Origin of the sequence: Cohnella thermotolerans DSM 17683 (genome assembly GCF_000429825.1) — a bacterium.
GTDB lineage: Bacteria > Bacillota > Bacilli > Paenibacillales > Paenibacillaceae > Cohnella > Cohnella thermotolerans.
On the sequence record NZ_AUCP01000109.1, the window covers coordinates 1 to 7,480 of the forward strand.

The following is a 7,480-nucleotide window of genomic DNA, read 5'->3' on the forward strand; positions in this document are numbered from 1 at the left end:
GAATCTTTAGCTGATGGGGGGATTTCCGATTACTTTTTTCCATATACTGCCCTCTCTGGCGGAGTGGACTTAAGTTTGTCACGGATTCAGGATTACTTCAAACAAGAGGCGTCGCAGCAATGGAACTGCCAGAAGTGACAACAGACATGCTCTTTAGAATCGCTCTCGACCGTTTTGTGGCAGACTCTTATGACTATTTCACAGTAGCACATGCAGCCGAAGGAGATAGTTTCGATATTACAAACGGTAATGGAGAATTGATCGCGACCGAATCTGCTTTTCTTTATCCCGGCATTTATGAGGATGTATGGCTTATCGTTGACGATTACGGGCCAAACTCGAAAGAAGGTCTCGTGGTTACCATCTTGCTCCCTGAAGAATATTAAAAGGATGAAAGGACTAACCTAATCAATGAAAGAATTTAACCTAAACATTCGAGTAGATATGCAAAATGGCGCTGTTTCTGGAAGTTTAAATGGTGGAATTCCATGTAATCCCAATGATGATGATAACTTAAAGCACTTTTATGAGTTGCTCCGATGGCTGCGAAATGTTTTTGGTAGCAAATATAAAAACAAAGAACTGAAAAGTAAAATTCTAGATATATTATTGAAATCAGGTATAAAGAAAAGAAGTAAACCCGGCTTACTTCCTAATGTGATTAAAATTTACATTTTGTATATGATAACTTAAAAATAGGCCACCGTAATCATTGAAAAACCGGCCACAGCCGATAAACCTACTTGGAGAACAATTCGACAAGTGGGGGCCGGGGGAGAATGATGACAATGAGCATGATGCAGAAGATTTTAATGATGTACATCCATGAAGGGAGGTCGCGCCGGGAGATTGCGAGATTGACCGGAGTTCACCGTGAAACGGTTGGAAAGTACATTCACCAATATGAAGAAAGGAGAAGGCAGTTACTCACAGAGGGGAATGACGCGGTAGATATTCAAGCCATGATTGATGCTCTGACCACCGCCCCGAAGTACAACACAGGGATTCGACCGAAACGGAAACTGACCGATGAAATTGCAGAAAAGATCCAAGCACATCTGGATGAAAATGAAGTGAAGCGAAACCAAGGACAACGAAAGCAACAAAAGAAGGCGATGGACATCTTTGAGGCGCTGGAAGCCGAAGGGATAGAAATCAGTTACAGCACGGTGCTTCGGACGATCCGCGGAATGGAACGTAAACCGAAGGAAGCGTTCATCAAGGCCATATATGAGGCTGGGGAGATCTGTGAATTCGATTGGGGTGAAGTGAAACTTAAAATCAAGGGCAAGCTGCAAACGTTTCAGATGGCGGTCTTTACGTCCGCTTATGGAAACTACCGCTTTGCGTACTTGTTCACCAAACAAACGACAGAATGCTTCCAGGAAGCCCATGCCTTATTCTTGCAGCATATTGGCGGCGTATATCGGACGATGGTCTATGATAACATGAAGGTGGCGGTCAAGCAGTTTGTTGGGACTGAGAAAGAGCCGACTCAAGGGTTGCTACAATTGTCGCTGTATTATGGCTTTCAATTCCGGTTTTGCAATATTCGCAGCGGAAACGAAAAGGGGCACGTGGAGCGCAGTGTGGAGGTCGTGCGCCGGAAAGCATTCGCCTTTCGGGACGAATTCGACTCCTTGGAGGAAGCGAATCAGTATCTGCAGGAGGTGTGCACCCGACGCAACCAAAAACCGCAAACCGAACTGGATGGTCAGACGGCAAGCGAGCGACTGGAACAGGAACGCCCTTCCCTTCTCCCTGCCCTGCCCGCGTTTGATGCCGCTCGCGTACTCTACGGACGGGTGGACAAGTATGCGACGATCGTGGCGGATCAGAACCGTTACTCGGTACCGGATCATTTGGTGGGCGAGTCGGTCATGATCAAGGTGTATTCTACCCGTATCCTTTGTTTTTACCGGGAAACTCAGGTGGCGGAGCATCTGCGACTGATCGGCAGCCATGAGTGGCGGCTTGATCTGAATCATTATTTGGAGACGCTAAAGAAAAAACCTGGTGCATTCGCCGGTAGCGCGGCATGGCATCAGGCTCCACAAAAATTAAAATCCATTTACGAGATGTATTATACCAAACGGGAAAGGGAATTTTCGTATTCCTCGGGCCGGAGATTTGCCACCGGCTTCCTTCAGATTCTACCTCGCGGTAGAGACCCTTGCCTTAAGCTAATGGCTACTACTGCCTTCGCCATTCGGGACTTGAACCCTATAGATAACGCCCATGCCGGGCGCACATAAAGGCTGCCTCGACGGCAGCCGTGTAGAATAAATTCTACACGGTTCACTCAAAAAGCAATTTGTCAACAGCCCCTTCAATGGGTTCCTTTTTTGTTTGATTTATTAACAAATTTAATTAATCGCATTGCAAATTCCAATTATTATTTAATCATTAATTAACACAATTTAATACTCCATTGATATATGTATGTGAATATAAGAAACAAGGGGAGGTGACAACATGGTATTGGAAGTGGAAAATGTCACGAAGAAATTTGACCACCTGGTGCTGGATCATATCAGTTTTCAAGTTTCCCAGGGTGAGTTTGTTGTCATTCTGGGTTCCAGCGGCGCGGGGAAATCAACCTTGATGAGATGCCTGAATGGCTTGATGGCGCCTACCAGCGGAAAGGTTAGGGTCCATGACATCGAGGTGTGCAAAAAAAACCTTCACAAGATCCGTCAAAAAGTAGGTTTTATTTTTCAGAATTTCAACGTCATCGGGAATTTGACCGTGATGCAGAATGTGCTGATCGGCCTGCTGGGAACCAAATCGTTTTGGAACATTTTTTTCACCAAGGAAGAAAAAAAGATCGCGGAAGAAGCGATTGAACTGGTGGGTTTAAAGGACAAAATTTACACGCGTGTTGAGAAATTGAGCGGGGGGCAAAAACAAAGAGTGGGTATCGCCAGGGTGCTGGTGCAGAAACCCGATGTGATTCTCGCGGATGAGCCGGTCTCCAACTTGGATCCGGTCATCAGCCGGGAAATCCTCGATATTTTGCGGAACATCAACGAAAGCAAAGGAACGCTGGTCATTTGTAACCTGCATCAACTCGAATACGCAGTAGAGTATGGCCATCGGATCATCGGCATTCACAGCGGAAAAGTGCTTTTTGACGGCAACCCCCAGGTAATGCGGGAGCAAGACTTAGCCCGGATATATGGGGAAAAGTTTGTGCAAAACGAAATACGGAAGCCTAATCGATCGTTACTGAAAAGAGAACTAGTTCAAGTATAATGGAGGGAAGCGGACATGAAAAAAACAGGAGTATTGGCAATCATCACGACATTATTGATTTCTCTGTTGTCCGGTTGCGGCGGGGAGAAGTCTGCGGCAGGAGCGGCAAAATCGGGGATTGATCCGAACCCAGCAAAATTGAGGATAGCTCTTCTGCCCGACGAATCACCTTCCACGGTAATCAAAAACAATGAAGGATTAAGGAATTATTTGGCGAAAACTTTAAATAAAGAAATCGAACTCGTCGTAACGACCGACTATTCTTCGATGATCGAAGCGATGCGCAAAGGGCATATCGAGGTTGCTTATTTCGGGCCTCTATCTTATGTACTGCTCAAGCAAAAGATGGAAAATGTCGAGCCGTTCGCCGCCAAGCTCGATAAAGGGGCGCCCACTTATAACGCGGTAGTCATCGCAGGAGCGAATACGGGTATCGCCCAATTAAGCGACATCAAAGGGAAAACTGTCGCTTTCGGAGATGCTGCCTCCACCTCAAGCCATATGATCCCGAAGGAAATGATTAAAAATGCCGGTTTGGAAGCGGAAAAAGACTACAAACAACAGTTTGTCGGAGCACACGACGCTGTAGCGAAAGCTGTGCAAAACGGCAATGCCGAGGCCGGCGGGCTCAGCAAACCGATCTTTGATTCCCTCGTGGAAAAAGGCACTATTGATAAAAACAAGGTGAAGGTCATCGAAGTATCCAAGCCGTATCCAAATTATCCATGGGCCATGAACAGTGAACTCGATCCGCAATTGAAAGAATCGATTAAAAAGGCGCTGTACGATTTGAAGGACAAAGATGTCCTCAAGCCGTTAAAAACCGAAGGTTTCGTGCCGATTACTGATAAAGATTTTGATGTCATTCGCGATATGGTAAAATTGCTTGGCATCGATCTGGAGAAGGTACAATGAGTGTAATCAAAGCGTCGGCTGCTTCTATCAAATCGCACAGCGGATCAGTCTTGATGAACGGATGGTTTTTCATTATCCTGATCGGAGCGGTGTTAATCCTAGGCTCCTTGTTTTACACCTTGAATGTCAGTTGGGACTCGCTTGCTAACAGCAGAACGCTAAGCAATTTCATATCGACTGTCGGAGAAATGTTTCCGCCCAATTTCGCCGTTGTGCCCACATTGGGGAAAGCGATCGTGGAAACTCTTGTAATGAGTGTTATGGCTACGATTCTTGCCGTTTTCTTATCGTTTCCTCTCAGCTTTTTGGCGGCGGAAAAAACATCGCTCCATCCCTCGGTTCGCTATATGGCCAAAGGCATATTTAACGCGTTGCGGACGATTCCTGAACTTATCATGGCGATTATCTTTGTGGCTTCCGTCGGCTTCGGAATTCTTCCGGGAATTCTCGCGCTGGGAATCCATTCGGCCGGGATGCTCGGGAAGTTTTATGCGGAAGCGATCGAAAAAGTGGACACCGGCTTGATCGAGGCGGTTGAGTCTTCGGGTGGATCGCGTTTTCATGTCATCGTCTTCAGCGTAATCCCTCAGATAGTAAGCCATTGCATTGACTTTACTTTGTACCGGTGGGAATACAATTTCCGCGCCTCGACGGTCGTCGGCATGATCGGCGCGGGCGGAATCGGCTTTCAATTAATCGCTTCTCTGCGGATCATGCAGTACCAAGATGTTCTTGCGATTCTTGCGGTTGTGTTTGTGATGGTGCAGTTGGTCGACGCGTTCGGGAATATGATTCGCAGAAAATTATTGTTTGGGGAGAATGGTACAAACAGATGAGCAGACCAAGGGTGTTTATTTCACACTGGATGCCGCAAATCGGTGTTGATATGATTAAAGAGTATTGTGAAGTCGATTATTACGACGGGATAGAGCCTTTATCCAAAGAAACCTTTATCGCTAGAGCCAAGAAGGCTGATGCGGTGCTCGCTTTCGTATGCGACACCATTGATGAGGAAATTCTGCAAAGCTGCCCGAACGTGCGGGTGATCAGCAGTTTCGGTAAAGGGTTCGATAATATTGATGTGGAAGCTTGTACCAGGCACAATATACTGGTGACGATTAATCCCGATGCGCTGACGGAATCTACGGCGGATTTGGCGATCGGATTGCTCCTATCGGTTTCCCGCAATATTTTAGCCGGCGACCGTCATGTGCGCAACAGGGAATTTAAAGGTTGGCATGCGGTTCATTGTCTAGGCCGCGACTTTCATCATTCCAAGTTGGGGATCATCGGATTTGGTGCCATCGGCCGGGCGATCGCAAAGCGCGCCAAAGGCTTTGGCGTTGAGATATCCTATTATGATGTTCGCAGATTTCCGGAAATGGAAGATCATCCGGGAGCGAGGTATATCGAATTGCCCGCACTGCTCAGCGAAAATGATTATGTGGTAGTGGCTGTCGATCTCCGGCCGGAAAACCATCATCTGATTGACCGGGAAGAGCTCGAATTGATGAAGAAGGATAGCTTTTTAATCAATATCAGCCGGGGATCGATCGTGAATGAGCAAGCCGTAGCGGAAGCTTTAGAGCAGGGCCGTTTGCGGGGATACGCTGCAGATGTTTTTGAGTTTGAAGATACGATTATCAAGAACCGTCCGTCGTATATTGCCGAAGCACTTTTAAGACAAGGACAGAAGACGGTATTTACCCCTCACATTGGCACTGGCACCATTGAAGCAAGGGAAAGATTGGCTGTCTCCAGCGCCACTCAATTGCTGACTGCACTGCAAGGGAAAATTCCTTCCGGAGCAATAAATCAAATAAAACTCGACCCTAGGATTATATAATTGCGCAAAAGGTTGGACGTGTGATCATCCGGCCTTTTTTGGCTCCGCGAAAGTTCATTGTTTAAATTATACAGCTTTTTTATAAGTTCCTTTAATAAAATGCTCTATTTTATTAATATTACATTCCGCCGAATTTTACACGCACATATTCCATAAAGGTGTATGCGGCAAGGGATTGCGACATCGTTTTATCGAGGACCAAATAAAAATTTCGACGCAAATGGATTCCCTTGATCTTAAGAATTTGCAATGTCTTCAATTGCAGTTCTTTACGAATTGCGAATCTCGACAAAATGGAGAAACCTATTCCCGATTCGACCGCGGCTTTCACCGATTCGGTGTTGCCCAATTCCAAAACCACATTTAATTCTTCAGGATTCAAATCGATCTTCCTCAGGCTTTCGTTAATGACCTGGCGTGTTCCGGAACCAGGCTCTCTTAGGATGAGAGGCAGCGAAAATAAATCATGAGGTGTCAGCACCCCTTTACTAGCGAGCAGGGGGTGCTGATTTTGTGTGGAACTGATGACAACCAGCTCGTCCTCAAGAAAAGGGTAACTTTCAATTTCCGGGTTAGATACCGGAGCTTCCACGAAACCGATATGAATCTCCTGCTTCAATAATTGCTCCACGATATGGAGGGAATTGCCGATTTTCATCCGCAGGTTAACCTTGGGATAGTCGAGCTTAAATATTCCCAGCACATACGGAAGAATATGTTCTCCGATCGTTGTGCTGGCCCCTATAAATAAATCGCCATGAATGGAATTTGAAAGTACTGTCAGTTCCTTTTCCGCGTCATGAACGAGTTGAAAGATTCTCTCCGCGTATCTCAGCAGAACTTTTCCATAATCGGTCAATTTGATTGTTCTTGTCGTCCTTTCAAATAACTTGACTTTCAAGGCTTCCTCCAGCTGCTGGATTTGCAAACTGACCGAGGGCTGGGAAAGATGAAGTATTTTTGCAGTTTCTGAAAAATTCCGTTTGGTTGCTGCGATATAAAACACGCGCAAATGATCCAGATTCATTGTCATTACTCCTGTCCTTCTTTTTACCTATCCAAAGTATAGTCCTTAAGTGTTAAAGCTGGATAAAATAAGAAAATTCATTTAACCCCTGAATCCGTGATAGTTCTTCTGTGAAAAAGAAGAAAAAGAAAGGAAATCGCATCTCCGATGGTGAATTTTAAAGGAACCATGAATGATCCACTTTCACCTGCGAGGTGCTACATATGAGAATCCAATTCACCCAATCTAAGGAAATTCTGTTGACTACGCATGCTGGCCTGGCCACCGTCGGCGCCTTGCTTTCCCATACCCGATTGCCGCAGCGTCTCAATCGCTCCACCGTGAAAGGAATGGAGAACCCGATTCACAGTCATGGCGATGTCATGACCAGCTATCTTGGCTTGCTTTGCCAAGGCAAAAGCGACTTCGACCACATCGAACCTTTCCGAAAAGATCCC

7 protein-coding genes and 2 pseudogenes are annotated in these 7,480 nt (G+C 46.0%); 8 read left to right on the forward strand and 1 reads right to left on the reverse strand.

Annotated elements, in window-relative coordinates; all coding sequences use genetic code 11:
• The first annotated feature begins 119 nt into the window (after positions 1 to 119).
• From G485_RS0116850 to G485_RS0116875, 7 genes and pseudogenes are all read left to right on the forward strand, one after another.
• Positions 120 to 386: a hypothetical protein gene (locus tag G485_RS0116850; protein ID WP_027093486.1), complete on the forward strand. Its 267-nt coding sequence runs from the start codon at positions 120 to 122 to the stop codon at positions 384 to 386.
• 25 nt (positions 387 to 411) lie between these two features.
• Entirely contained in the window at positions 412 to 693 is a 282-nt protein-coding gene (locus G485_RS30045; protein ID WP_074730196.1) for a hypothetical protein, read from the forward strand.
• An 86-nt stretch (positions 694 to 779) separates the two neighbouring features.
• A pseudogene (gene istA / locus G485_RS27040) lies at positions 780 to 2,108 on the forward strand (IS21 family transposase); the annotation flags it as partial.
• Between the two features lie 367 nt (positions 2,109 to 2,475).
• Positions 2,476 to 3,255 carry a phosphonate ABC transporter ATP-binding protein gene (gene phnC / locus G485_RS27045; protein ID WP_051318361.1) on the forward strand — a complete coding sequence of 260 codons (780 nt, stop codon included), beginning with the start codon at positions 2,476 to 2,478 and terminating at the stop codon, positions 3,253 to 3,255.
• Between the two features lie 15 nt (positions 3,256 to 3,270).
• Positions 3,271 to 4,170, forward strand: coding sequence for a phosphate/phosphite/phosphonate ABC transporter substrate-binding protein (gene phnD, locus G485_RS0116865; protein WP_027093487.1), 900 nt, complete (start codon positions 3,271 to 3,273; stop codon positions 4,168 to 4,170).
• Complete coding sequence (gene phnE / locus G485_RS0116870) at positions 4,167 to 5,006, forward strand: phosphonate ABC transporter, permease protein PhnE (RefSeq protein WP_083351434.1); 840 nt, start codon at positions 4,167 to 4,169, stop codon at positions 5,004 to 5,006. Before phnD ends, phnE begins: the two co-directional genes overlap by 4 nt.
• Positions 5,003 to 6,016 carry an NAD(P)-dependent oxidoreductase gene (locus G485_RS0116875; RefSeq protein ID WP_027093489.1) on the forward strand — a complete coding sequence of 338 codons (1,014 nt, stop codon included), beginning with the start codon at positions 5,003 to 5,005 and terminating at the stop codon, positions 6,014 to 6,016. The genes phnE and G485_RS0116875 overlap by 4 nt, the downstream gene beginning before the upstream one ends.
• Positions 6,017 to 6,134: 118 nt before the next feature.
• Here G485_RS0116875 and G485_RS0116880 read toward each other — a convergent pair whose 3' ends face one another.
• Complete coding sequence (locus G485_RS0116880) at positions 6,135 to 7,043, reverse strand: selenium metabolism-associated LysR family transcriptional regulator (RefSeq protein ID WP_035156833.1); 909 nt, start codon at positions 7,041 to 7,043, stop codon at positions 6,135 to 6,137.
• Between the two features lie 203 nt (positions 7,044 to 7,246).
• Between G485_RS0116880 and G485_RS29310 the strand changes: the two are divergent.
• A pseudogene (locus tag G485_RS29310) lies at positions 7,247 to 7,480 on the forward strand (IS1380 family transposase); the annotation flags it as partial.